This is a genomic window from Acidovorax sp. Leaf78 (assembly GCF_001422735.1).
Taxonomy (GTDB): domain Bacteria; phylum Pseudomonadota; class Gammaproteobacteria; order Burkholderiales; family Burkholderiaceae_C; genus Acidovorax.
Map to the genome: position 1 here is coordinate 205552 of NZ_LMLZ01000023.1, position 24955 is coordinate 230506.

A 24955-nucleotide genomic window follows, 5' to 3' on the forward strand; every position below is an offset into this window, starting at 1 on the left:
CTGTGGGCAAGGATGCATGAATGCTTGATCCACCACCCCCTCTCCCCCGCCCTCTCCCGCGAGGGGAGAGGGTGTGAATGCAGGAGCGTCGGCGAAGGGGACTGCGCCCCGCCCTGCATGTGGCGCCGTCTGCTTAAGCCCCTAACGCCATGCGCCCCCGCGGACCTTAGCCCCTCGCCCCTCGCGGGAGAGGGGTTGGGGAGAGGGGGGCCACCGCCAAGAAGCACAACGGCACCAAAACCTCAGCCCCACCCCAAATACCCAGTCACCTCAAGGCAACACCGCCGCCACCTTGGCCCGCGCAATCTGCAGGTCCGCGTCGCGCTGCAGCAGCAGGCGCTGCGCCACCAGTGCGTTGGCGGCCTCGGTCACGGCCGCCACGTAGCCGTCTTGCGTGCCGTACAGCTCTTCCAGCGACGGCCGCGCATCGCCCGCTGCCAGCCGTGCGGCGCGCGTCTTGTGGAAGGGGATGAAGCTGCCGGTGAGGTTGGCCAGGTCGGTGATGCCGGGCGTGGCGACGTAGTTGAACTCGATGCTGGTGCCCAGAGGCGCGCGCGCTTCCACGCTGCGGATGCCGGCGCGGGTGAGGCCGGTGGACGCATCGACCTGCGGCACCATGATCGCGTAGTCGCGGCCCAGGTTGCGCGGGGGCAGGATGGTGGCAATGCCCGATTCGTCCTGCGGGATGTACTGCGGGCCAAAGTCGAACAACGGGAAGTTGTTGTACAGGCCCCGGTAGCTGAACTCAGGAATGGCCGTCTGCAAGCCGCCCACCGCCCAGGTCAGCCCCTTCATGACCGGAAAGGCCAGCGCCTCGGGCCGCACCAGCGTGCCATTGTCGATGCGTGGCACCTGGCTGGCGGGCGGCTGCGTGCCGCGCACCACCCAGTCTTCCAGGTTCAGGAACAGCGCGCGGAAGGTGTCGTTGAAGTGCACCACCGTGCCCGTGGGGTAGGTAGCGCGCGTGGGCGCGTACGCGATGCTGGCCGTGCCCCCTGCCCCGCCGTGCTGGGTGCTGGCGTAGTAATAAATGCGCGCGTTGTCGGGCTGGGCCAGGTCCTTGGTGCCGCGGGCATCGGTCAGCACGGGCGAGCCCTGCAGTTGCCAGAACTCGGTGCCCGACAGGCCCAGAAAGAACTTGGGGCAGGTGCTGGTGGCGGCGCAGCGTTTCATCACGCCGCCCTGGCGGCCGCTGATGTCGTCGTTGTAGTCCTTGTCCAGCCCGCGCGGCGCCGTCTGGCCGAAGGCCGTGTGGTCGGTGCGCAGGCCCCCGCCGCCGCCGGGCACGGCAAAGCGGGTGTTGATGTGGGTCTGGCGCGCGGCCACGTGGGCGAAGATGCCGTCGAACACCTTGCCGCCGTCGAGCGCCTGGTTGAAGCCCAGGTGCAGGAACGTCTTCATCGCGTTGCCCGACTGCGAGGTGCCCTGCCCCAGCGTGTACTGGATGCGGCCCGCCAGCGGGTTGGGCGTGCCCGACGAGTCGGCCGCCTTGCTGCGAAAGAAGCTCACCGTTTCGCGCAGCGCGGCCAGGCCCACGCCCATGACCTTGGGGTCCTTGGCGACGTAGACCAGCTCGTACAGGTAGGCCGGGTCGAACCCGCCTTTGAGGCACACGCTGGTGGGGCTGGCGGTGCCGGGGAAGGCATTGGTGCCCGCATCGCAGGTGGCGAACTTCCAGTCGGCTGCGGGCACCGGCACGCGTGCATCCGTTTCGTTGGCGCGGCGGGTGAGCGAGTAGCCGGGCTGGGTGTTGTCCAGGCTGGCGGGCTCGTACGGGATCATGGTGCCATTGAAGACGCCGCCGGGCAGCGTCATTGATGCGCTGGCCACAGTGGGCACCAGCTCGGCACGGTAGGGGCCGGTGATGCTGCTGCCGTCCTTGTTCTTCGCCACGGGCACGGTCACCGTGAGGCGCGCCGGGGTGGTCTTGGGCACGTCGCCCTGCCAGGCGGAGTACAGCATCACGTAGCCGCGCTCCAGGTACACCGCATCGCTGGGCGTGGCCGTGGGGTTGAGCATCGTGAGGATGTTGCCGCGGTTGGGTGCGTCGTAGCGCAAGACACCGCCGGCCTTGGCCATGTTCTTGGGCTTGAGCATGACGAAGTCGGCCTGGTACTCGACCATGCCGTTGGCGTTGGTGGGCGCGAGCGCCAGGTCCTGGATGGTGGCGTTCTTGGGGTCCTTGGGGTCGACCTCGCCGCTGATGGTGCCTGTGAGGCGCTCGTACTCGCCCACGTCGCCGTAGCTGCCGGGGAAGGCCTCGGTGGCGGTGATCTGGAGCTTGAGGGCCGGGCCTTTGCGGGCGTCGTCGCCATTGCTGCTGCCGCTGCCGCCACAAGCGGCCAGGGCTGCCGCGGCGGCGGCCGTGAGGGCGAGTTTTCCGAGTGCGTGAAGGGGTTGCATGTTGTCTCCTGGGATGGATGGTGGGTGGTGGCCGCTCAAGCGGCTCTGGGAGAAAAACGGCAGCGTCTGGTGCACTGCGCGCGGCAAGGCTCCGCCCGCGCCTGCCGGGGAAGGAGGGCGGACTGGCAGAACGGAAAACGGGGTGGAAGAAGCCGCGGCCCTGCGCGGGGGCTGCGGCTTGTGGGCTGGCTTGGGTGGCCTGCTGGCTTACTCGGCCTCGATCCCGGCGGCCTTGATCACCTTGCCCCACTTCTGGGTTTCAGCGGCCTGGAACTTGGCGAGTTCATCGGGCGTGGTCGTCCATGCCTCGGACCCCGCGTTGTCGTAGAAGCTCTTGGCCGCCGCGCTCCTGGTGGCCGCCGTGAGCAGCTCGTTCAGGCGCGCCACCACCGGTGCGGGGGTGCCGGCCGGCACGTAGGCCGCAAACCAGTAGCCCATGTCGTAGCCCTTCACGCCGGCCTCGTCCAGCGTGGGCACGTCGGGCAGTTGGGCGCTGCGCTTTTGGGTGGAATAGCCCAGCGCACGCAGCTTGCCCGCCTTGACCTGGGGCACGCCGGTGGAGGTGTCGGTGATCATCAGGTCGATCTGCCCGCCCAGCAGGTCGGTGATGGCCAGCGGGTTGCTCTTGTAGGGCACGTGCAGGATGTCCACGCTGGCCAGTTGCTTGAGCATCTCGCCGGCCATGCGGCTCGACGAGCTGCCGCTGCCAAAACTGAGCTTGCCGGGGTTCTTCTTGGCAAAGGCCAGCAGCTCGCCCACGTTCTTGTATGGCGCGGTGGCGTTGACCACCAGCACCTGCCCGCCCTTGCCCAGGCCGGTCACCGGCACAAAGTCCTTCACCGGGTCGTACGAGAGCTTCTTGTACAGATGCTCGTTGGCCGCATGCGTGGTGTTGGTGGTGATGAGCACGCTGTAGCCATCGGCCGCTGCCTTGGCCACGGCCGACGCCGCGATCATGCCGCTGGCACCGGCCTTGTTGTCGATGACCACCGCCTGCTTGGTGTCGTTGGTGATGGACTGCCCCAGCGCGCGCGCCAGTTGGTCGGTGGCGCTGCCGGCCGCGAACGGCACGACGAAGGTGATGGGCTTGGCGGGGTAGGCCTGCGCATGGACAGCCCCGCCCTGCAGCGCGCCCAGCGCCAGCACGGCGGCGGCCATCGCGTGGCGTCGGCCCTGGTTCAACAGCGAAGTGGATCGGTTCATGGTTGTCTCCTTGTGTTTAGGTATGGAAAAGCGGAAGGTGAATCGGGAGCCCGTCAAACAAGCGACCGCTACGGCGGCGGCCCGCCCAGGTGCGGTGCCAGCGCGGCAGGCACGGTGACGGGCATGTCCAGCAGCAGGTAGCTCAGCGCCTTGCCGTGGCTGTCGAGGTTGAGCGAATCGTTCACGCCGCCGTCCAGCACATCGTCCAGCACGATGTTCATGGCCTGCAGCTGCGGCAGCAGGTAGCGCGTGACCTGGCGCGGCTGGCGCAGCGCGAACTGGCGCGCCACGGCGGCTTCGGTGACCTGCTCGACCAGCACATCCCACAGCGCGGGGTGCCACGCGATGACGCTGATGTTGGAGCGGTTGCCTTTGTCGCCGGTGCGGCTGTGGGCCAGGCGATAAAGCGGAACAGTGATGGTTGCCGTGGTGGTTGCCGTGGTGGAGGGCTGGGTTGCGGCCGGGGTTGCAGAAGTCATGGTGTGTGGTCCCTCAATCAACCATCTCGAAGCGCACTGCCACCGCATCGCGCGGCACCAGGCACGACACCGTGCCCAGGCGTGGGCGCATGGCGGTGCGCACGCCGCCGCCGCCCGCAGGCCCGCAGGTGTAGAGCGCGGTCACCTCGCGCACCAGGCGCTGGGCGCTGGCGTGGTCGCGGTGCTGCAGGGCCACGCGCAGGCGCACATCACGCACGTCGTTGCGGGCGTCGCCGCTGTTGCTGTTGCTATCGCTGGCGGGCGCATCTAGCCACCGGCTGGTGTCGTCGCCGAAGATGCTGGTCACGCCGATCAGGTCGATGCGCAGCGGGCCCAGGCCGGCCAGCCGCTCGCGCAGCACCTCGCCCGCCAGGCGCGCGCGGGCTTGGGCGCGCGGGCCTGCGTAGGAGATTTCGCCCTCGGCGAACCAGCCGGATTCAAAGCACACGTTGACCTTGAGCGTGGCGGGCTGCGCGTGGCCCTGCACGCCGGTGAGGCGCACGGCGTCGGGGCCCACGGCCTGCACGCGGGCCCGGGTGATGTCGGCCACCACGTCGGGCGTGAGGTAGGCCGCCGGGTCGTGCAGCTCGTACAGCAGCTGCTCCTTGACGGTGCGCTCGTCGATGCGCCCGCCGGTGCCGGGCGGCTTGGTGATGGTGCAGTGGCCGTCGGCGTCGATCTCGGCGATGGGGTAGCCCAGTTGCGCCAAGCCCGGCACGTCCTTGTAGCCGGGGTCGGCAAAGTAGCCGCCCGTGACCTGCGCGCCGCATTCGAGCAGGTGCCCGGCCATGGTGGCGCGGGCCAGGCGGTCCCAGTCGTCCAGCGCCCAGCCGTAGTGCGCGAGCGCCGGGCCCAGCACGAGCGACGGGTCGGCCACGCGGCCGCAGACCACGATGTCGGCCCCGGCGCGCAGCGCATCGGCAATGGCCTGTGCGCCGATGTAGGCGTTGGCGCTCACGATGGGCTCAGTGGGCATGGCGCTGCCCAGGGCGTCCTGCAGCAGCGCGCGGTGGGCCGGGCCGCTCAGGTCGTCGCCCTGCAGCACGGCGATGCGCGGGCGGGCCAGGCCGAGCTCGGCCGCCAGCGCTTGAATGCGGCGTGCGGCGCCGTGCGGGTTGGCCGCGCCGAAGTTGCTGACGATGCGCACGCCGTGCGCCAGGCACAGCCCGAGCACGGGGCGCAGCAGGTCGGCCAGCAGCGGCTCGTAGCCCGCATCGGGGTCGGTGCGGCGGGCCAGTTGCGCCAGGGCCAGCGTGCGCTCGGCCAGGGTCTCGAAGATGAGCACCGACGGCTGGCCGCTGGCGATGAGCGCCTGCACCACGGGCAAGGCCGCGTCCGTGCGGTCGCCCGAAAAGCCGGCGGCGCAGCCGACCCGCAGATGGGTGTTGTTCGCCATGAATGTTTGTCTCCTGGGCCGCACTGTAGAAACACTGCGGTATTCTGTGAAATCGATATTTATGATGAATCCATTTGCATTGCAGATAAATAGCCCTTGCGGGCTTTTCTGCCCTCGCCTTCACCCATGAGCACCGCCCACCTCTCCAGCCGCCAGATCGACGCCTTCATCGCGCTGGCCGAGCAGCGCAGCTTCACCCGCGCGGCAGCCCTGTGCCACCTGTCGCAGCCTGCGTTCAGCGCGCTCATCCGCGCGCTGGAGGACGACCTGGGCCTGCGGCTGTTCGACCGCAGCACGCGGCATGTGGACTTGACGCCCGAGGGGCACAACTTTCTGGAATCGGCCCGCCGCATCCGCGCAGAGATCACCAACGCGCTGTCGGCCGTGCGCGATGCCGCCACGCTGCAGCGCGGGCGCGTGGCCGTGGCGCTGCTGCCGTCGCTGGCCGCGGGCTGGCTGCCCGCCGTGCTGGCGCAGTACCGCGCAGCGCACCCCGGCATCGAGATCGACATCGCCGACGTGCTGTCCGAGCCCTGCATCGAGCGCGTGGCCAGCGGCCATGCCGACTTTGCACTGGCCGCCATCCGCGCCGACACCCCTGCGCTGCAGGCCGAGCCTTTTTGCAGCGACGGCTTCTACCTGGTGTGCCCTGCAGACCACCCGCTGGCGCGCCGGCGCAAGGCTGTCACCGCGCAGGACCTGGCGGCCTGGCCCTTCATCCACCTGGCGCGCACCAGCAGCGTGCGCCAGTACCTGGAGGCCGCCCTGCACCCGCAGGCCATGCACACGCTGATGGAGGTGGAGCAACTGGCCACCGTGATGGGCATGGTGCGCGCGGGCCTGGGCATCAGCGTGGTGCCGGCGCTCACGCTGTTCCACTTCGAGCAGCCGGGCCTCGTCACACGCCCCCTGGCGCTGGCAGGCCTCACGCGGCAGATCTACCTGGTGCGGCGGCGCGACGAGAGCCTGTCGGTGGCGGCGCAGGCGCTGTACGCCCTGGTGATGGCGCATGCGCCCGTACCGGCGCAGCAGGCGCAGCAGGCGCACCAACAGCACCACTAGCACCAGCAGCACCGATAGCACAGGTGTATCCAGAAGTTGCTGTCTCCGATGGGGCTATAGGCAACTGGCCTACAAACCGGGAAGCCGGTGTCTTTATCATTGCGCGGAATCAACGGTGCCAGACCACCGCCCAGCGCACAAACCCATCACAGGAACTGGCACGCATGGCCAACGGCACATCCCACGTCAAGAATTTCATTTTGTCAGCCGGCGGCGAGATGGCCGGGCTCATTGCCGACTTTGACTGGAGCACCACCGACCTGGGCCCCATCGAGCAGTGGCCGCCCTACCTGACCGGCGCGCTGGTCAACATGCTGCGCTGCCCCATGCCGATTGCCACGCTGTGGGGCGAGCCGGGCGTGCTGATCTACAACGACCCGTACGCCGGCTTTGCGGGCGGGCGCCACCCCGGCCTGCTGGGCATGAACATCCGCGAGGCCTGGCCCGAAGCGGCCGACCTGAACGACCGCGTGCTCAAGGTCTGCCTGGCCGGCGGCACGCTGCATTACGACGACCAGGAACTGAGCCTGAACCGCGACGGCGTGTACCGCCCGCTGTGGGTGGACCTGAACTACTCCCCCCTGGTGGACGACCAGGGCACGCCGGTGGGCGCCCAGGCGCTGGTGGTGGAGACCACCGACAAGGTGCTGGCCGACCGGCGCCTGCTGATGGAGCGCGAGCGCTTTGCCACGCTGTTCGAGCAGTCGCCCAGCTTCATGGTGCTGCTGCAGGGCCCCACCCACCGCATCGAGCTGGCCAACCCCAAGTACCTCGAGATGGTGGGCGACCGCAGCCTGCTGGGCCGCACGGTGGCCGACGCACTGCCCGAAGCGGCCGAACAGGGCTATGTGGCCATGCTCGACGGCGTGTACTCCAGCGGCAAGGCGGCCACGGCCTACGGCGCCCGCTTCGACATCCGGCAGCATGCGGGCGAAGCGGTGAGCGAGCGGTACATGGACTTCGTGTACCAGCCGATCCGCGACACCTCGGGCACCGTGACCGGCATCTTCGTGGAAGGCCTGGACGTGACCGAGCGCGTGGCGGCCGAGGCCAAGCGCGACGCGCTGATCGAGTTCACCAGCCAGTTGCGCGGCTTGGACGACGTGGACGACATCAGCCTGGCCGCCGCCCGCATCCTGGGCCACACGCTCAAGGTCAGCCGCGCGGGCTACGGCCGCGTGGACCACGAATCCGACACCCTGCATGTGCAGTGCGACTGGACGGCCCCCGGGGTGCAGACGCTGCAGGGCAGCCTCTGCCTGCGGGACTTCGGCACCTTTGTCGACGAGCTCAAGCGGGACGAGTTCGTGCGCGTGACCGATGCGCGGCTGGACACCCGCACCGCCATGGCCGCCGACGCCCTGGATGCGCTCAGCGGCCGCGCCTTCATGAACATTCCGGTGGTGGAGCACGGGCGCCTGGTGGCGGTGCTCTTCGTCAACCAGGACGACGTGCGCCAGTGGACCCATGAGGAGTGCGAGTTCATGCGCGAGATCGCGGCCCGCACCCGCACCGCCGCCGAGCGCGCGCGCTCCGAGGCCGAGCTGCGCACCAACGAAGCCCAGCTGCGCGAGATGAACGAGTCGCTGGAGCGCAAGGTGACCGAGCGCACGAACGAGCTGATGGAGGTCGAAGCCAAGTTCCGCCAGTCGCAGAAGATGGAGGCCATCGGCCAGCTCACCGGCGGCATCGCGCACGACTTCAACAACCTGCTGGCGGGCATGAGCGCCAGCCTGCAGGTGCTGGAAAAGCGCCTGAACGCCCGGAACTTCGACAACACCGAGCGCTACATCGGCATGGCGCAGGGCGCGGTGCGCCGCGCGGCGGCGCTCACCCAGCGGCTGCTGGCGTTTTCACGCCGCCAGACGCTGGACCCGCGCCCCACCGACGTGAACCGCCTGGTGGGCGGCATCGAGGAAATGGTGCGCCGCACGGTGGGCCCGTCGGTCGAGGTGGAGGTGGTGGGCGCGGGCGGCCTGTGGCTCACGCAGGTGGACCCGTCGCAGCTGGAGAACGCGGTGCTCAACCTGTGCATCAACGCGCGCGACGCCATGGCCCCCAACGGGGGCCGCCTGACCATCGAGACGGCCAACAAATGGCTGGACGACCGCGCCGCGGCCGAGCGCGAGCTGCCGCCCGGCCAGTACATATCGCTGTGCGTGACCGACACCGGCGTGGGCATGACGCCCGAGGTGATCGCCCGCGCTTTCGACCCGTTCTTCACCACCAAGCCCATGGGCCAGGGCACGGGCCTGGGCTTGTCGATGGTGTACGGCTTCGTGCGGCAGTCGGGCGGGCAGGTGCGCATCTATTCGGTGCCCGGCGAAGGCACCACCATGTGCCTGTACCTGCCGCGCTACATGGGCGAGGCCGACCAGGAGAACCCGCACGTGCAGCCCACCTTCGACCACCGCGCCGATGGCGAGGTGGTGCTGGTGATCGAGGACGAGGCCACCATCCGCGGCCTGATCGCCGAGGAGCTGGAAGACCTGGGCTACAACGTGATCTCGGTCGGCGACGGCCCCGCAGGCCTGCACGTGCTGCAGTCCGAACGCCGCATCGACCTGCTGCTGACCGACGTGGGCCTGCCCGGCGGCCTCAACGGCCGCCAGGTGGCCGACGCCGGGCGCGTGACGCGCCCGGACCTGAAGGTGCTGTTCATCACCGGCTACGCCGAGAACGCGGCGGTGGGCAACGGGCTGCTGGCGTTTGGCATGGAGGTGATCACCAAGCCGTTCGACGTGGCGGCGCTGGCGGCCAAGGTGCAGGAGATGATTGAGCGGTAGCGGTATCGGTGTTGGCGGCGCGCAGGGTGCGATGGCGCTGCCGCGCCATCGAACGCACCCGCGCGGGGCCACCGTCAGCGACGGGGCGTCTTGAATGATGACTGGAACAATTCAAAAGATCAGGCGCTTCTTTGCACGGAAAGAGGGTGAATTCCAGATGGGATTCGTCGGCGCCTTGCCCCTGTGCAAAGTCCGGCTGCTGCAGCCCGAAGACATTGCGCAGTGCGAGCAGATCTACCTGCTCAACGAGCCGCTGCACTTTCCGGCCGGGTTCTATCCGATGTTTGCGCAATGGCTGCGTGATGGAAAAGTGCTGATCGTGGTGATCGAGCAGGACAACGCGGTGGTGGCCGTGGGTGGCATGACGGCCGACCCCGTTGAAGGCCAGCAGTTTGTCACCCTCTCGTTCGGCATGGTGCACCCGCGCACCAGCAAAAAGGGTTGGGCACCTTGCTGCTGCTGTCGCGCATGGCCCTGCTGCGGCAGAACGCCACGCCGGCGCAGGTGCACATCACGACCGTGGGGGGCTCTGAAACCTTCTATGGCCGGTTCGGGTTTGCCTACCAGGACTCCCAGCAAGCCACGCCCGACTACCTGCAAAAAAGCTATGCCGTGAATCTATCGACGGCGGACATCGACAAATGCGCGTTCGTCCTGGGGCACTACACCTGGATCCACCCCGACTTCTACACCACTAGGCTGCCGGGCTACCACGGCACCGGGTATTCATCGGCCTGATTTCTATCTGCATTCAATCAGGCAGGTCGGCCGTGGAGCCTTGCGCCGGGTGCAGCGCTACCGGCGCGCGTAGCTCACGGTCAGCATCTCCCACTGGTGGCCGTCCGGCTCGTTCCAGTACACGATGCGCCCGCCATGGGCGGTGTCCACCTGCATGTCCACCGGCCCGTGCACTGCGCTGCGGTACGCAATGCCCGCTGCCTCGATGCGCGCCAGGATGGCGCTGAACTCGGCCTCGCTCACGCGAAAGCAGTAGTGGATGCGCGGGATGGGCGCCGGCCACTCGTCAAAGTCGAGGGTGAGGCCGTCGTTCACGAACACCGGCGCAAAGGGCCCCACGCCGGTGTCTGACCACGGCACGCCCAGCAGCCCCGCCAGCACCCGCGCGGCGGCGACCTTGTCCCGCGCGGGGACCAGAAGGTGATCGAGCTCGATGGGCATGGGAGACCTCCGCAGGGGTGCGCAGCACACAGGCTGCTGTGGGCCGCATTGTCTGCCCGGTGAGCGGCGGTCGCCACCTGCGGCGCATCAGCTCTTCTTCTTTTGCAGCTTTTTGAGGGTGGCCTCGAAGGCCTCCGCCACATCAGGCCGGGTTTCAGCGGACACGTCAAAGCGGCTGGCCAGCACGGCCGCATCGGCCTTGGCGCCCAACTGGCCAATGGCCTTGAAGACTTTTTTCATGAAAGCCGCGTCACCACCCAGGATGTGCTTTTCAAACCGCAGCAGGTCGATGATGGGGTCCACCAATTGCGGTGAATTCACCTTGCCCACCACGTCGAGCAAGCGCTTGTAGTGGTGCAGGTGGGCCTCGGAGAAGTCCCCGCGCTGGTTGAAGAACGCCAGGAACAGGTCGGCAAACACTGGCAGGGGTGCCTCTACCAGGATGCGTGCGATGGTGGCATGCTCGTGCTTCAATTTGCCCGCGTAGAACGGTTCGTACTCCGGGTAAAACGCCAGTTCGGCGTGAAAGCTCTGGGTCAGCGGGGTCACCAGGCGCTCGCCAAAGCTGCTCAGTACGGTCACCAACAGTTGGGACTCGTCCCAATAGTGCGGACGCAGGCCGTGGGTCACCATCGCATCGAACGCGCCAGGGGCCGGGTGTGCCAGCGCGCCGCGCACCATGTCCTCGTCGAAGTGCCCGTGCACGAGATTGGAGAATGCGTCACCCAACAAGGCCACATCGGTGACGGCGTAGAGCTGCGGCCAGTCCTCGGCCTCCATCAGCTGCGCGATGCGCGAGGCTTCGATGCTTGCCGCGTCGCGCACATACGGCTCCTCCGGCAACTCCAGCCCAAGGGCCGTTCGCTCGGCGCTCAGCTCATTGCTCACATGCATGCGCTGGTAGCGCCGGCCTGCCAGCGGCGCCAGCGTGGCCAGCGGGTTGTCATCGATCCACAGGGACTCCAAGGCCGTGCAACTTGCCAAGGGTGACAAATCAGTGATCCGGTTGCCGTCTGCATGCAGGCACCTGAGGGCGGGATAGCTGGCGACGAAGGACAGGTCGGTGATGCGGTTGCTCGACAGGTACAGGTTCTCCAGCCTGGGCAGGTCGAGCCCTGCCGGGAAGCGGGCGAGCTTGTTGTTCCACAAGAACAGCGTCTCAACGTTCAGGCCATTGAGCGCGTCGAAGTCGTTGAAGTCGCAATGCGCAATGGTCAGCGAGTTGAGATGAGGCAGCGCCTTGAGTGCCTGCAGATTGGTGAACTGCATGCGCTCCAGGCTCAACCGCCGAAGTCCCTGGATGTGCGCCAGGCGCGACAAATCCACCGGCTGCGCGGTGCGGTTGCTGCGCAGGTCCATGTCCAGGACGTCATCGCAGCCCGCGATCTGGTCCAGATCGGCGTCGCTGAATTTCTCGAGATGAAGTTTGTCGGCATGGTTCAGCACGCGGACAGGGCTGTAGAGACGGTCGGTCCATTTGGGCTTGGTGGTCATGGGGTCGGGTGGTGACGGTGGGAAGGTGCCGGAAGGCGAACGGGCGCTTGTGCTCAAGCCGAGGTGTTGAGGTAGCGGGCGCACAGCTGCCCGATGGCGTCGCACAGCACGTCGGTGGCGGGCGGCGCGCCGGGCGCCATGGGCAGATCGATGGCTTCGCGGAGCACCCAGTCGTCGCCCTCCACCTGCGAGAAGCGCACGCGCATGATCGACCAATCGAACACGTGGACGCCCATTTCCACCGCGCCGCTGCGGCTGAGGTACGACTTGGTGCGAGACAGCCGCAGGCTGCGAGAGTAGTCGTCGTACTCCAGGTACAACGTGCCTGGCGGCACGCGCGGGTCCGCGCCCGATCCCAGCCGTGCGATCACGTCCTTGAGACAGGTGCGCAGCCACTCGGGGTACTGGCTGGGCTGCCAGTCGGTGGGTCCGTCGATGAGTGCAGGGGCACGGTCCCAGGTGGCGCGCTGGGCGACACCATCGGGCGCGGCCTTGGGCTTGGCGGGCTTTCTGGCTGGCGCCGAGGTGGTCAACGCTGCAACGCGGGGCTCGTGGTCGGTGCCCCTGAACAAGCGCACATCGGCCGCCAAGAGCTTGCCCTGGCCTGCGAGCGCCTCGGCCAGCACGGCGGCCACATCGAGGTTGCCGGCGCTGACGGCCAGGCGCAGCGGCGTGCGGCCGCGCGCGTTGGCGGCGGCCGGGTCCAGGCCCCAATCGAGCAGTTGGCGCGTGCTGGCGACAGGGTCGCCCATCCGATGCCAGGTGGTCGAGAACCCCGCGCGGCTGCGGGCCAGGCCGTCCACGTCGCCTGCGGCGTACATCAGCGCATTGGACCCATCGGGGTTGGTGGCCTGCACATCGGCGCCCCGGTCCTTCAACCACCGCAGCAGCGGCACGCTGCCGATGTACGCCGCCATCAGGAACGGCCGGTACATCGCACGGTGCTCCAGTACCTCCATGTCGGCGCCTGCCTGCAGCAGCATGTCGACGGCTTGGAAAACCGCATCGGCATGGCCTGGAGACGCATCCTCGCGGAACGCCATGTCGAAAACCTCACCCCGCATCTCGCGCAGGCCCAAGGCAATACACAGCGCGGGGTCCTTGGTCTGGCGCGGGTCGCCGCCTGCGGCCAACACGAGGCCCAGTCTCTCCAGGGCACGCTCCTGGAAATAGGTGGCGAACTGCCGGCAGCAAACAGCCAGCGGCGTGGAATTGCGGTTCTTGCGCTTGTTGGGATCCGCCCCACGCTCCAGCATCAAGCGCAGCAGGGCGAGTTGGGCGTCCACGCGCCGGGCGGCACAGGCGGCGTCCGGGCCATCGGAGTACACCCAGTGGGCCTCGCAGACCCATTGCACGGCGGCATAGTGGGACACGCTGATGCGGTCCGGGTGCACGCCCGCACGGACCAGGCGATCGAGTTCGGCAACGATGGCATCGAAGCCGATGTCATAGTCCAGGGTGACAGAGGAGGAGGAAGTGGCCATGGAGGGCTATGAAGGGCTATGAAGGGCTATGAATAGGTCAGGGTGAAAGATGCGGGCGGCCTCAGGCCTTGGACATCACCGCCAGCTCCTGGTGCAGCAGCAACTCCAGCTCGGCGGATTCGAACTGGTCTTGCAGCAGTGGGATGGCGAAGCGGTACTCGGCGTCGTGCTTGCGCAGCACATAGGCCAGCTGCAGGCGGGCCAGCGACTGGCGCAGGGCCTGGGCGTCGGCCAGGACGCCGTGGCCTTGCAGCAGCTGGGCCAGGGCGACCAGGCTGCTGTGCCCGGCCTGGGCGGTGTGGTAAACCACCACGCGGTCCAGGCGGCAGGCGGCCTCGTCGTGGCTCAGTCGCCCCCAGCCAGCCAGGGCGTCCTGCACCGGCTGCGAGGCCAGGGCCTGCGCGAGGTGGTGCGCCTCGATGGCGCGCTCGCTGGGTTGCAGCGCCTCCAGGCATTCCTGGCACAGGATGGCGACCAGGTTGGCACGCTGGCCGCTGGCGTCCACCAGCTTTTCCACCAGCGTGTCGCTCGCAAAACCCAGGCGCAGGCGGCGCAAGGGCTCGGTGGCGAGGTCGCGGCAGGCGGCGCGCTCCAGCCCACCGATGGCCAGCACCTCGCCGAAGTTGCGCAGCGGGCTTTGGTAGTCGAGCACGGCGGTGGCGTACAGGTCCCAGAAGCCCGCGAGCATGAACCAGCAGCGCCCTTCTTCGCTCAGCGCCCGCAGGGTGGACAGCTGCGGGTAGCCGTTGTGCGACTCGTCGCGAAAGAACAGGTCAGCCTCGTCGATCAGCAGGTAAAGACGCTTGCCCTGGTACTGCGCCTGCAGGTGGTCCACGATGGCTTCGAGCGGTGTGTCGGCCGGCAGGCCGAACTGCAGCGCCATGCGCGGCGCCAGGCGGTGGTCACGCAGCGACACGTAGTGGCACACGGTGTGCGGGTGGCCCTGCAGGCGGCGCTGCACGGCCTTGAGCAGGCTGCTCTTGCCCAGCTGGCGGCCGCCCACCACCAGGTAGTTGGCGGGCTCGCGGTTGATCACGCGGGCCAGCAGCTGGGCCCGGCCGAAGAACGAGCCTTCGCGTGTGATGCCGCCCCGCGTCTGGTATGGCGAGATGCGCGTGATGCGCAGCTGGGCCGCCAGCAGGCGCAGCAGCACCTGCAGGGCCTCGCCGCCCACCAGCCATTCGGTCTGACTGGCGCTGTCCACCATCACATGCAGGTTGGCGTGGTCGGCCGCGTGCGCCTGCAGCAGGGGCATGGGGGAGTCAGCGCTGTGCGCGCTGAGCACCAGCAGCACGTCGCTGCCCGTCTGCGCGGCACGCAACTGGCGCAGCACGGTGGCCTCGTCCACGCCGGGCGTGGGCACGAAGACCAGACAGCGGTCCAGCGACACGGGCAGGTCGGGCGGAAACTGCCACTCGAACACCGGCCCCAGCAGCGCCCAGTCGCTGCTGGGCTGGCTGCGGGCGGACACGCGCTCGGCCAGCGCACGGACCAGGCCCTCTGCCCGTGCGTTCGCCGCGTCGGGCGGGCCGGGCTGCGCGCACTGCACCGCACGGCGCCAGTCCACCATGCGGATGTCGGCCGCGAGCAGCGTGGCCTGGCGCCGGCCCGTCCAGCCCAGCAGGCGGTCGAGCCGGGGCAGCCGCGCCAGCGGCGTGCGGCGCAGGCGTGCGGGCTGCAGCTGCGCGGGCCCGAGCAGCGGGTGCCGCGCCACCCAGACCACGGCGCCGGCCAGGAAGATGCCGGCGCACCAGTAGATGAGCTGGCGCAGGCCCGCGAACGGGTCGCGCTCGGACGCCGGCACGGGCGTGAAGTCGTCCCCCTGCCCTTCCAGGCAGTTGATGGGCAGGTAGCCGCTGGGGATGGGTGGGCGCCCGGGCCGGCAGCTCCAGGTGGTGGTGCCGGGCTTGAGTTGCACGACCACCTGGGTGCCTGCGAGCTTGCCCAGCTCGGGGTTGGCGGCAATGTCGGCCTGCAGCACGTAGGGCCGGGGCGACGTGACGCGCAACTGCGGGTTGCCGATGGGGGGCGCGTATTTCTGGATGTCCTGCGGCCACGCATCGAGCTCGTTGTGGGCCTGCATCAGGGCCACGCGCCACTGCACCAGTTCGCCCCAGACGATGCCTGCGTTCTCGGCGCCCAGCACCGAGCCGCGCGTGACCGGATTGAGCTTGGGCGTGAGCAGCGCGCTGCCCACGAACAGGGTGATGGCTGCGACGACCACCGCGCGCACCAGCGCCTTGGACAGCAGCGGGCTCATGCAGCGCCGGACGCGGATTCCACGACCATCAGGCCCGCCTCGCGGATGGCCGGGCTGCGCCAGTGCAGCCGCGCGGCATCGCCCGTGCCCCGCACATGGATGAGGTTGCCCCAGAACAGGCGGCGCAGTTCGTCGTCCTGCAGGTACGGGCGCGCGCGGCCCAGTTCGTCGGCCTGCAGCAGCTGGGCCAGGCGCTGGCGCGTGGCAGGGGCCTGTGCCAGCGGCAGCAGGGTCTGCCACAGGCGCGGGCTGCCGGCCAGGTGGCTGCGCAAGGCGGCAGAGCGGGCCTGCGCCTCATCCACGCCGTGGTCCACCAGCCATTGCAGGCCTTCTTCGAACAGCGCGGGGTGGCCGCCGCTCACGTCCTGCAAGGCCGCCAGCACGGACTGCGGCCAGGCCTGGTCGGGCCAGCGGTGGCGGGCCAGCAGCGTGAGGTCTTCGAGCGACGGGTCGGGCCAATGGTGGACCTGCGCGATGTTGAGCAGCGACAGGTCGCCGCTGCGGTACTTGAGGTCAGCCAGTGCCTCGCCGCCGCACAGCAGCAGGTGCAGGCGGCCGCTGTGCATCTCGCTCAGGCTGCGCAGGATGCCCGCCAGGGTCTCGCGCAGTGCGGGCGTGCCCTGCTCGAACCGGCTGACCAGGCAGAACAGGCGCTCGCCAGCGACCAGCCGGCGCTCCAGGGCGGATTCGAATTCATAGTCGGTGGCCACATCGCCCAGACCGCACTGGCGGCCGATGGCGGCAAAGTATTCGGCCGGCACGGTGCTCACGCTGTAGGGCGGCTGGATGTGCAGCACCGCGCCATCGCCGTACTGCGCCTTGGCGCGCTGCAGCAGCTCTTGCCGGAACGGCGGCTGGCCCCAGTGTGCGGGCGACAGCAGCAGTGCGATGGCATAGGGCACGGCCTGCGCCAGCTGCGCGAACAGCCGGTCTTGGAAGGCGGCAAACGGCTGCGCGGCGCCGGCCGGCCCGGCCTGCAGCGGAAACTCGGGCTGCAAGCCCGCCGCGCTGAGCAGGCGGTTGGCCTCGGCCTCGGTCAGGCGCAGGTAGCGGGTGCAGGCCACCACCTTGTCGCGCGAGCGCGGGTTGGGTGCGGACAGGCCGTTGCGCCAGTTGTTGACCGCCTCGCGGCTCAGGCCGATCTCGGTGGCGACGCCGGAGGCGCTGGCGCGAATGCGCCGCATGTAGAGCGACAAAAGCTCAGCGAAGGAATCTTGGGCCATGGACGGAAAAGGCGTGGGCGCACATGGGCGCGGGGCAAAGGGTCATGGATAAGTAGATGAAGGGGCCGGCCGGCCCCTGCCGATTGTGATGGGCGCCGCAGCCGGCCGGCCCTGCAATGCGCCCCAGGCACACCCGGGGGCGGCATGCATCACAGCAGCCGCTGCACCATGGGCCAGGCCTTGTGGCAGCCCAGGCCGCAGGCCACCAGCACCGGGCTGTACAGCGCCAGCGCGCCCACCACGGTCATCAGCCAGCCTGGCTCGTCGTCATCTTCGTCACCGCCAGCGGCGTCGAACGGCTGCTTCTTGGCTTGCGGATTTTCTTCCGCGCCCTCCCCCTTCGTCTTCGCCTTGTCGGCCTTTTTCTTCTCTGCATCCGCGGGGCTGTCTCCGGTGATCTCTTGCACCAGCATCACCAGCACGACGGCCAGCGACGCGCCCAGGACAGCCAGGTAGCCGTACTGCCATCCGGCGCGCGGCAGGGGGTAGAAGTACCCGGCCAGCACCACGGCGGGCAGCAGGAAGAACGCGTGCATCAGCCCGCGGTACCAGTGGATGCCGTCTTCGTTCTTCTCCAGCGCGCCCATGACCAGCCGGTAGGTGATGGCACCCAGCACGAAGATCAGCCCGCCCCACCATTCGATGTTTGTCAGCATGTTGGAATCGCTCCCTCGTCGTCAGTCATTGTGTTCAGTGGCCGGCCTGGGGGGCCTTTGGGGTGTTGGCGGCATCGTCGGCGTCGTCGCCAGCGGGCGCTTCGGCCAATTGCGCTTCACCGTCGTCATTGCCACCTCCATCCCCATCTCCATCACCACCCTCCGCATCGCTGTCATCGTCATCCCCATGGATGTCCTTGTATTCGCTCAGCATGTAGTACAGCGGCAGCACGATGGCGAGCACCAGCCCCAAGCCCAGCCAGAGCCACAAGCCCTTGAACAGCAGCACGGTGACTACCGTGAAGGCGATGGCCTGCAGCAGGCCCTTGAACCCCGCGCGCAACAACAGCACGGCGATGAACCCCTGCACGGGCGACTTGCCGCTCTTGCCCATGGCGCGGGCCATGTCGATGAAGGCCTGCGCGGCCTCTTGCGCTTCTTGCTTGCGTTCGGCCTCCTGCTGGCGCAGCTTGCTGACGCTGACGGGTTTGGCCGGGTCCTTGGAGTGGCAGTATTCGTCTTCGCTGCTGTCTTCAGCGTTGCCATCGCTCGCACTGTCGCGTTCCACCGCGGGCTCCACCACCGCGCGCCATTGCGGGTAGGCCGCGAAGAACGCCTTGCGCGACACCCACTGGCCTTGGTCGAAGTGCATGCGCTCGGTCTCGCCCACCTGGTCGTAGAACACCTCCAGCACTGCCGCTTGCAGACCATGGGCGAACAAAGTTTCCAGGGCGCGCAGGGGCAGGTCATCGTGGGTGCCGGTGTCAAAGCGCAGCAGCAGGTGGGTGCGCTCGGCAGACACTTGCTGGTTGAACCATTGCGCATCCCACAGCGCGCCCAGGTCCACGCCGCCCAGCTTGTCGGCCCAGCGCTCGGCCTGCTCGGTGTTGTCGGCCACCAGGTACTGGTAGACCAGCTGAAAGGTCTTGAGCTTGATCGGGTCTTCGAAGAACAGGTGCAGGGTATGGGCGTTTTGCGACATGGCTCGGCGGTAGAGGCGGTAGAAAAGGGGCTCGCGTTGGAATGCACGAATTGTTACCAACTGCGCGATGTGGCGCCACCTCCACCTTGTCCATGGCGCTTGCAAACCACTTGACGCAGTGTCAACCGCTGCGATTTCGCCTATGACAATGCAAACTCTGGGAGTCCCGTCTGTTACCCCGCTGGACGCATTCGGCCTTTGTAAGCGAAAGCTTCATGCATACTCGCTAGCTGCCTGTAGCTGCTGCCAGCCCCCGTTCGACATCACCTTGCGGGCCAATTCAGACCACGCCTGCGCGAGCCAAGCGTAAGGCCGGCACCACCACAAGACACTGAGGGAGATTCACCATGCGTTCCCACGCCCGCTCCGGCGCATTTTTGCTCTGCACCACGCTCACGCTCGGCCCGGTGGCCACGCAGGCCCAGACCGACGCTGCCACCACGCCCCAGGCCCGCGCAGCTGCTGCCCGCGCCGCCGCAGCCCCGGCCCCCGCTTTCAGCGGCCCGCGCGAAAAGCTGGTGGTGGCCATGCCCAAGACGTATGCCAAGAGCGAGACGATGCTGCTGTGGGGCGACTACTTCAACCACCTGGCGCGGTGCGGCAACATCGACCTGCAGAACCTGCAGGGCGAGTCGCTGGAGCGCAGCACCAACATCGACGTGCTGCCCGAGAAGGACCTCATCGACAACCTGATCGCGGGCAAGGCCCAGCTGGCCCAGGTCAACCCCGGCCTGGTGCCGCAGCTCATCGCAGCCGGCCAACCCGCGCCGTTCGGCGTGCCGGGCAACAAGGCCAGCGGGCAGCGCAATTCGTACAAGCTGATCCTGATCGCGCGGGTGGACAGCCCGTTCACCAAGCCGCAGGACCTGGTGGGCAAGAAGATCGCGCACACCACGCCCACGTCCAACTCGGGCAACCTGGCGCCGCGCGCGCTGTTCCCGGCCATTGGCCTGGTGCCGGACCAGAACTACGAGGTGGTGTTCTCCAACGGCCACGAGCGCTCGGTGACCGGTGTGATGCATGGCTTCTACCCTGCCGCCGCGGTGGCCAGCGACCTGTACCAGCGCATGGTGGTCAAGGGCGATGTGAAGGGGTCGAGCATTCGCACGCTGTGGGAGAGCCCGCCCTTCATGACCGAGACCTGGACCCTGGGCAAGGACGTGTCGCCCGATCTGCAGGCGCGGGTGAAGAAGTGCTCGTACAGCTACAGCTTCTCGCCCAAGCTGCGCCAGCTGCTGCCGGGCAACGACACCTTTTTGCCGATCAACTTCGAGCGCGACTTCGCCACCGTGATGGAGGTCTACAACAAGACCGCGAAGGCGGCGCAGGCCGGCAAGCCCGCCGCAGCGCCTGCACCCAAGCCCTGAGTCAGCCAGCCCGGTGCGCCGCGCGGCGCAACCGGTGTAACCGGCGCTTCACAGCGCCTGCAGTGGCACGCGCTGCTCGATGAGCGCGCAGGCCTCGGGCGTGAGGATGGACTTGGGCACCATGAGGCACACGGCGTTGTCCACGAACAGGAACACCAAGTTATCGCTCTCCTGCCGGTGCTTGAACCCGGCCCATTGCCACAGCGTGTGGGCCGCGTGGGACCGCTGCTCGATGCAGTCCTCCCGCACATCCAGCGTCTGGGGCGCGAGGCAGTAGCCATCGTCTTCGAACATGGCCTGCTGCAGGGAGCTGCTGCCGCTGCGCACCAGCGCCCAGAATGCCAACGCGCCGACCACGATGCCCACGGCCCCCATGGCCAGATGGGTGCCCATGTCGGGCAAGGACTCCAGCCAGCGGAACAGGAGCACCAGCGGCACCACGGAGACGCCCCACAGCACCAGCGGCAGCCACCACCGTCCGGGATCGTCGTTGGATGATCCCCCTTTGCCGCCAGCGCGAGCGCCATCACCGCGCCGCAGTTGGGCCTTGGCCTGAGCGACGATGCGTTTTTGCAGATCGGCGTAGTCGCCACGGGTAAGGGAAAAAGATGGCATGGGTGGGGATGAAGGCCTGAGGAGCCGCCACTATAGGGCGCCTGCGGCGCACCGGTGCAGGCGGCCGCCATCGGCACACCACCTGGCACCACATCACGCCATCTTGCAGGGACCCACACCCCGCGCGTACCGGCGTCTACCGGCGTGCACCCGCGCACACCGGTATCAGGTCACAGCGGCGGGCAGCGCCCGCGCTGGGCGGTCATGCCCTCAGGCGGTCCCGCGTCAAACGCGCCACATCGCGCACCCAGGGCTGGGCGGCCCAGTGCTGTGCGGCAAACGCCTCGATCTGGTCCCGGTAGGTGAGCGACGCGCCGATCACGTCCAGCCCGTCGAGGAACATGCGCCGGTGCCGCTCGGAGATGGTGAACGGCGCACTGTGGCCCGCCGTGCGCACCTGGCGCTGCGCCACGTCGATCTCGATGGCCAGCGGGCCCGCAGCGGCGCGTGCTTCGTGCCTGAAAGCCTGGGCATCGGCCTCGGCCACCATGGCCAGCAGCAGGCGGTTGTTCATGGCGTTGGAGTAGAAGATCTCGCCAAAGCTCGACGCGACCACGGCCTGGAAGCCGTATTGCTGCATGCCCCACACGGCATGCTCGCGGCTGGAGCCGCAGCCGTAGTTGCTGCCGGCCAGCAGCACGTCGGTGCCGGCAAACGCTGGCTGGTTGAGCACGAAGTCTGCACGCGGCTGCCCGGCGCCGTCAAAGCGCAGGTCGTACAGCAGGCCCGGCGCCAGACCCGACTTGTCGATGCCGCGCAGGAACTGCTTGGGCATGATCTGGTCGGTGTCGAGGTTGGCGATGTCGAGCACGGCGGCGTGGCCGCGCACGGTGGCGTGGTTGTGCTTGTGGTTATGGTCGGCGGTCATGCGGTCACCTCCAGGGTTCTGACGTCGGTGATGCAGCCGGTGACGGCAGCGGCGGCGGCCATGGCCGGGCTCATCAAGTGGGTGATGGCGCCACGGCCCTGGCGGCCCTCGAAGTTGCGGTTGGTGGTGGAGGCGCAGCGCTGGCCGGGGGCCAGCACGTCGTCGTTCATGGCCAGGCACATGGAGCAGCCGGGCTGGCGCCATTCGAAGCCAGCGGCCACCAGGCGCCCGGCAATGCCCTCAGCCTCGGCCTGGGCCTTCACGGCGCCGGAACCGGGCACGACCATGGCGCGCACGCCGTGGGCCACATGGCGGTGGCCGACGACGCGGTCCACCTCGCGCAAATCCTCGATCCGGGCGTTGGTGCACGAGCCGATGAACACATGCTGCACCGGCACGCCCGCCAGCGGCTGGCCGGCAGACAGCGCCGTGTAGCGCAGGGCCTGCTCGGCACTGCTGCGCTGCACGGCATCGGCGATGTCTTCGGGCCGTGGCACGGTGGCGTGGATGGCCATGGCCTGGTCGGGGCTGGTGCCCCAGGTGACGAACGGGGCCACCTCGGCCGCGTCGAACACATGCTCCACGTCGAACGCGGCGCCCGCGTCGCTGCGCAGCGTGGCCCAGTGGGCCAGGGCCTGCGTGCGCACGTCGCCGGTGATGTCGGGGGCCTTGGCCAGCACGTAGTCGATGGCGGTGGCGTCGGGCGCGATCAGCGCGCCGCGCGCACCCGCCTCCACCGCCATGTTGCACAGCGTGAAGCGCGCCTCCACCGACAGCGCGCTGATGGCGCTGCCGCAGAACTCCACCACGTAGCCGCGTGCGCCTTGCGCGCCGATGCGGCTGATGACCATGAGGATCAGGTCCTTGGCCGTGGTGCCCGTGGGCAGCACACCGTCCACGCGGATGCGCATGTCCTTGGCGAGGCGGTAGACCAGGGTCTGCGTGGCCAGCACGTGCTCGACCTCGGACGTGCCGATGCCGAAGCCCAAGGCGCCCAGGGCGCCGTACGTGGTGGTGTGGCTGTCGCCGCAGATGATGACCATGCCCGGGCGCACCATGCCGTGCTCGGGCGCGATCACGTGCTCGATGCCCTGCAGCGGGTCGTTGGTGTCGAACAGCGGGATGCCGTGGCGGTCGCAGTTGGCCTTGAGGTTGCTGGCCTGCAGGGCAGAGGGCGGGTCCTGGATGGTGCGCCAGCGCACCGGGTGCGTGGGGATGATGTGGCTCACCACCGCCACGTTCTGCCCCGGCACGGGCACGCCGCGCCCGGCCTCGTGCAGGCCGGCGAAGGCCTGGGGGCTGGTGTATTCGTTCATCAGGTGCAGGTCGCAAAAGAGCAGTACGTTCTGTTCATCGAGAACGGCCACGGTGTGCGATGCGACCAGCTTCTGGTAGAGCGTGGTGGGGGTGGTCATGGTCATCGTGGTGGGTGTGGGTGTCTGTGTGGGTCTGCGGATGCGCGTGCGGGCTATCGGCCGGCCAGCAGGAAAGGCAGCGCCGCGTCGAGCAACGCTTCGGGCGCCTCTTCGGCGATGTAGTGGCAGCAGGGCAGCGCATGGCCGCGCACGTCGGCCGCAACGCGCTGCCACTCCTTGAGCGGCTCGAAGCACTGGTGCACCACGCCCTGCTCGCCCCACAGGGCCAGCAGCGGCACGGCCAGTTGGCGGCCCGCGTCGCGGTCGGCCCGGTCGTGCACCAGGTCGATGCCGGCGGCGGCGCGGTAGTCCTCGCACACGCCGTGGGCCGCGCCGGGCAGGCCCAGGCAGCGCACGTACTCGGCCAGGGCCCGGGGGTCGAACGGGGCCAGGCCCGCGCTGCGCCGGCCCATCACGTCGCGCACATAGGCGGCGGGGTCGGCTTCGATCAGCCGCTCGGGCAGTGGTGCAGGCTGGATCAAGAAGAACCAGTGCCAGTAGGCACGGGCGAAGGCGTTGCTGGTCTGCTCGTACATCGCGAGCGTGGGTGCGATATCGAGCAGCACCAAACGCTGCACGGTCGCCGGGTGGTCCACGGCCAGGCGGTGCGCCACGCGCGCGCCCCGGTCGTGGGCCAGCACGGTGAAGCGCGGGTGGCCCAGGTGCTGCATCACGGCCAGCATGTCGGCGGCCATGGTGCGCTTGCTGTAGAGCGCATGCTCCGCATCGCCGGTGGGCTTGGCCGAATCGCCATAGCCCCGCAAATCCGCGAGCACCAGCGTGAAGTGCTGGGCCAGCACCGGCGCCACTTTGTGCCAGATGGCCGAGGTCTGCGGGTGCCCGTGCAGCAGCAGCAGGGCCGGGCCCGTGCCGCCGACCAGCGCGTGGATGTGCTGGCCGTCGGGCGTGGGCACGCGGTGGGCGTTGAAGCCAGGGAAAAGCGGGGTCGTCGTGGTCATGGTGTCATTGGAATTCCGGCGGGACCTATTCGGCAGTGATGCCCCGCTCCTTGATCAACTTGGCCCACTGCGGCATCTCCTTCTCGAGTCGCGCACGGGCCTGTTCGGGCGTCGAAGGGATGGGATCGAACCCGTCCTTGGCCATGCGCTCCTTGAGCGCAGGCGTGCTCAGGGCCTGGTTCAGCGTGGTGTTGAGCTTGTCGATGATGGGCCGGGGTGTGCCCGCCGGAGCGAACACGATGAACCAGGTTTCAAAAGCGTAGCCCGGCAGGCCGGCCTCGGCAATGGTGGGCACGTCGGGCATGAGCGCGGAGCGTTGGGTGCCGGTCACGCCCAGCGCCCGCAGCTTGCCCGCCTGCACATGCGGCTGCGCGGCCGACAGCACGGGGAAGCTCATCGCCACCTGGCCCGACATGGTGTCGATCATGGCCGGGCCGCCGCCGCGGTACGGGATGTGCACGATGGGCGTGCCTGCCACCGCCTTGAACAGCTCGGCCGACATGTGGAAGGTGCTGCCCGCACCCGCAGAGCCGTAGGAGTACCTGCCCGGCTGCGCCTTGAGCAGCGCCACCAGTTCCTTGACGGTCTTGGCCGGCAAGGCGTTGTTGACCACCAGCACGTGCTGCGAGCTGGCCACCATGCCGATGGGCGCCAGGTCCTTCAGGGTGTCGTACGGCATCTTGGCCGTCAGGCTGGGGTTGATGGCGAGGGACACGGTCTGCAGGCCGATGGTGTAGCCATCCGCCGCAGCCTTGGCGACCATGTCCACGCCGATGTTGCCGCCTGCGCCGCCCTTGTTCTCGATGAACAGCGAGCCGCCCAGCGCCTTGCCCCATTCGTCCGTCACCAGGCGCGCCGCGATGTCGGCGCTGCCGCCCGGCGCGTAGGGCACCACGAGCTTGATCGCCTTGTTGGGATAGCCGGCCGGTTGTGCCAGGGCCGCGGCGGGCGACAGCAGGGCCAGCGCGGCCAGTGCGGCGGCGCTGGCCGCCAAGCGACGCGATCGGAGGGGAATGGTGAAAGCAGCGGTCATGGGTTTGTCTCCTGCGGGTATTTGTTGTGGTTGGGATCTTAGGAGTGATGTTCAAAGCCATAAATACCGTCAAAATTACTTCATTCATACA

21 protein-coding genes are annotated in these 24955 nt (G+C 68.5%); 4 read left to right on the top strand and 17 right to left on the bottom strand.

Annotation, left to right across the window (positions count from 1 at the left end; all coding sequences use genetic code 11):
• Positions 1–270: 270 nt before the first annotated feature.
• From ASF16_RS21710 to ASF16_RS21725, 4 genes are all read right to left on the bottom strand, one after another.
• Entirely contained in the window at positions 271–2403 is a 2133-nt protein-coding gene (locus tag ASF16_RS21710) for an alpha/beta hydrolase domain-containing protein (protein WP_056172282.1), read from the bottom strand.
• 207 nt (positions 2404–2610) lie between these two features.
• Complete coding sequence (locus ASF16_RS21715; protein WP_056172093.1) at positions 2611–3606, bottom strand: tripartite tricarboxylate transporter substrate binding protein; 996 nt, start codon at positions 3604–3606, stop codon at positions 2611–2613.
• Positions 3607–3674: 68 nt separating this feature from the next.
• The gene (locus ASF16_RS21720; protein ID WP_056172096.1) at positions 3675–4085 is read right to left on the bottom strand and encodes a hypothetical protein; all 411 of its coding nucleotides are present in this window, start codon (positions 4083–4085) and stop codon (positions 3675–3677) included.
• A gap of 13 nt (positions 4086–4098) precedes the next feature.
• Positions 4099–5481, bottom strand: a complete 1383-nt coding sequence (locus tag ASF16_RS21725) for an acyclic terpene utilization AtuA family protein (RefSeq protein ID WP_056172098.1) — start codon at positions 5479–5481, stop codon at positions 4099–4101.
• A 126-nt stretch (positions 5482–5607) separates the two neighbouring features.
• Here ASF16_RS21725 and ASF16_RS21730 point away from each other — a divergent pair, with 126 nt between their 5' ends.
• A complete protein-coding gene (locus tag ASF16_RS21730; protein WP_056172101.1) occupies positions 5608–6543 on the top strand; it encodes a LysR family transcriptional regulator in 936 nt (311 codons plus the stop codon).
• 164 nt (positions 6544–6707) lie between these two features.
• Positions 6708–9329 carry an ATP-binding protein gene (locus tag ASF16_RS21735; RefSeq protein WP_056172103.1) on the top strand — a complete coding sequence of 874 codons (2622 nt, stop codon included), beginning with the start codon at positions 6708–6710 and terminating at the stop codon, positions 9327–9329.
• On the opposite strand, the gene ASF16_RS26350 is transcribed toward ASF16_RS21735, so the two are convergent.
• On the bottom strand, positions 9268–9750 hold the full coding sequence (locus ASF16_RS26350) for a hypothetical protein (protein ID WP_156372182.1): 483 nt from the start codon (positions 9748–9750) through the stop codon (positions 9268–9270). The genes ASF16_RS21735 and ASF16_RS26350 overlap by 62 nt on opposite strands.
• A gap of 20 nt (positions 9751–9770) precedes the next feature.
• Between ASF16_RS26350 and ASF16_RS21740 the strand changes: the two genes are divergently transcribed.
• Complete coding sequence (locus tag ASF16_RS21740; RefSeq protein WP_056172105.1) at positions 9771–10067, top strand: hypothetical protein; 297 nt, start codon at positions 9771–9773, stop codon at positions 10065–10067.
• Between the two features lie 57 nt (positions 10068–10124).
• On the opposite strand, the gene ASF16_RS21745 is transcribed toward ASF16_RS21740, so the two are convergent.
• From ASF16_RS21745 to ASF16_RS21775, 7 genes are all read right to left on the bottom strand, one after another.
• Positions 10125–10508, bottom strand: a complete 384-nt coding sequence (locus tag ASF16_RS21745; RefSeq protein ID WP_056172107.1) for a VOC family protein — start codon at positions 10506–10508, stop codon at positions 10125–10127.
• An 87-nt stretch (positions 10509–10595) separates the two neighbouring features.
• Entirely contained in the window at positions 10596–12002 is a 1407-nt protein-coding gene (locus ASF16_RS21750) for a leucine-rich repeat domain-containing protein (protein WP_056172108.1), read from the bottom strand.
• 53 nt (positions 12003–12055) lie between these two features.
• Complete coding sequence (locus tag ASF16_RS21755; RefSeq protein ID WP_056172110.1) at positions 12056–13486, bottom strand: ankyrin repeat domain-containing protein; 1431 nt, start codon at positions 13484–13486, stop codon at positions 12056–12058.
• A 61-nt stretch (positions 13487–13547) separates the two neighbouring features.
• Positions 13548–15746, bottom strand: a complete 2199-nt coding sequence (locus ASF16_RS21760) for an ATP-binding protein (protein ID WP_056172113.1) — start codon at positions 15744–15746, stop codon at positions 13548–13550.
• Entirely contained in the window at positions 15743–16969 is a 1227-nt protein-coding gene (locus ASF16_RS21765; RefSeq protein WP_056172115.1) for a hypothetical protein, read from the bottom strand. The genes ASF16_RS21760 and ASF16_RS21765 overlap by 4 nt, the downstream gene beginning before the upstream one ends.
• 149 nt (positions 16970–17118) lie before the next feature.
• A complete protein-coding gene (locus ASF16_RS21770) occupies positions 17119–17625 on the bottom strand; it encodes a hypothetical protein (RefSeq protein ID WP_056172116.1) in 507 nt (168 codons plus the stop codon).
• A 34-nt stretch (positions 17626–17659) separates the two neighbouring features.
• Positions 17660–18607 (bottom strand): hypothetical protein, encoded by a 948-nt coding sequence (locus tag ASF16_RS21775; RefSeq protein WP_235507473.1) that lies wholly within the window; start codon positions 18605–18607, stop codon positions 17660–17662.
• A 347-nt stretch (positions 18608–18954) separates the two neighbouring features.
• On the opposite strand from ASF16_RS21775, the gene ASF16_RS21780 reads away from it, so the two are divergent.
• Positions 18955–19974 (top strand): PhnD/SsuA/transferrin family substrate-binding protein, encoded by a 1020-nt coding sequence (locus ASF16_RS21780; RefSeq protein WP_056172118.1) that lies wholly within the window; start codon positions 18955–18957, stop codon positions 19972–19974.
• 48 nt (positions 19975–20022) lie between these two features.
• Here ASF16_RS21780 and ASF16_RS21785 read toward each other — a convergent pair whose 3' ends face one another.
• The 5 genes from ASF16_RS21785 to ASF16_RS21805 form a co-directional block, all read right to left on the bottom strand.
• The gene (locus ASF16_RS21785) at positions 20023–20589 is read right to left on the bottom strand and encodes a YcxB family protein (protein WP_056172120.1); all 567 of its coding nucleotides are present in this window, start codon (positions 20587–20589) and stop codon (positions 20023–20025) included.
• Between the two features lie 202 nt (positions 20590–20791).
• Positions 20792–21457 (bottom strand): 3-isopropylmalate dehydratase small subunit, encoded by a 666-nt coding sequence (gene leuD, locus ASF16_RS21790; protein WP_056172122.1) that lies wholly within the window; start codon positions 21455–21457, stop codon positions 20792–20794.
• Complete coding sequence (gene leuC, locus ASF16_RS21795) at positions 21454–22872, bottom strand: 3-isopropylmalate dehydratase large subunit (protein ID WP_056172283.1); 1419 nt, start codon at positions 22870–22872, stop codon at positions 21454–21456. The genes leuD and leuC overlap by 4 nt, the downstream gene beginning before the upstream one ends.
• Before the next feature lie 53 nt (positions 22873–22925).
• On the bottom strand, positions 22926–23831 hold the full coding sequence (locus tag ASF16_RS21800) for an alpha/beta fold hydrolase (RefSeq protein ID WP_056172123.1): 906 nt from the start codon (positions 23829–23831) through the stop codon (positions 22926–22928).
• Between the two features lie 25 nt (positions 23832–23856).
• A complete protein-coding gene (locus ASF16_RS21805) occupies positions 23857–24864 on the bottom strand; it encodes a tripartite tricarboxylate transporter substrate binding protein (protein ID WP_056172125.1) in 1008 nt (335 codons plus the stop codon).
• Positions 24865–24955 lie beyond the last annotated feature (91 nt).